This window comes from Sphingobium sp. ba1, from assembly GCF_000743655.1.
GTDB lineage: Bacteria > Pseudomonadota > Alphaproteobacteria > Sphingomonadales > Sphingomonadaceae > Sphingobium.
Window position 1 is genome coordinate 3,521 of sequence record NZ_JPPQ01000023.1, and the last position, 515, is coordinate 4,035.

1 protein-coding gene is annotated in these 515 nt (G+C 62.9%); it reads left to right on the forward strand.

Features of this window, described 5'->3' with window-relative positions:
- A partial coding sequence (locus IL54_RS02115; protein ID WP_443210170.1) for a non-contractile tail sheath protein occupies positions 1-515 on the forward strand: 515 nt, incomplete at both ends.

Sequence of the window (515 nt, forward strand, 5' to 3'; positions counted from 1 at the left end):
GGGTCGGTGCTGGTGGTGGGCGATGTGATGCTGCCGGAGCATGGGCTGGGAATCGCGACGGGCTATGATGATTGTTTCAACCAGACGCCGCAGCGGGTGGTCGAGGCGATCCATGCGCTGGGCTATCGCGGGGCAATCAACCATTATGTGGGCATGAGCCATTATTTCCGGCTCGAACGCGTGGACGACGGGCTATATGTCAGCCTGACCGGGGGCGCGCTGAATGCGCCCTGCGCGGCGTGGCACCGGGATTTTGCGGCGCAGGCGAATCGGCTGGGCTTCGATGTGATCTGGTCGCTATCCTATGAATTGTTCGATGCGCATTGCTGGAACGATTGGAAGCAGCGAGCGGGCAATGGCGACCCGGCGCTGACCGGGTGGGTGCCGCCATCGACATTGCTGTCGCCCGCGCATGTTGGGGCGATGGGCTATTTGCAGGCGGTGGCGCTGGCCTTTGTTTCCATAGGCTTGGCGGCGCTATTGCCGATCCGGTTTCAGGTCGGCGAGCCATGGTG